The sequence below is a fragment of the Bacillus cereus group sp. BfR-BA-01430 genome (assembly GCF_022663115.1).
Lineage (GTDB): Bacteria > Bacillota > Bacilli > Bacillales > Bacillaceae_G > Bacillus_A > Bacillus_A cereus_BD.
On sequence record NZ_JAKUEW010000091.1, the window covers coordinates 1 to 234 of the forward strand.

Consider the following 234-nt stretch of genomic DNA (forward strand, 5'->3'; position numbering starts at 1 on the left):
GAGCTTGCTCTTAAGAAGTTAGCGGCGGACGGGTGAGTAACACGTGGGTAACCTGCCCATAAGACTGGGATAACTCCGGGAAACCGGGGCTAATACCGGATAATATTTTGCGCTGCATGGCGTGAAATTGAAAGGCGGCTTCGGCTGTCACTTATGGATGGACCCGCGTCGCATTAGCTAGTTGGTGAGGTAACGGCTCACCAAGGCAACGATGCGTAGCCGACCTGAGAGGGT

At 54.3% G+C, this 234-nt stretch carries 1 rRNA gene; it reads left to right on the plus strand.

The features are described 5' to 3' along the window. Positions 1-234 (plus strand): 16S ribosomal RNA (locus MR058_RS23085); the annotation flags it as partial.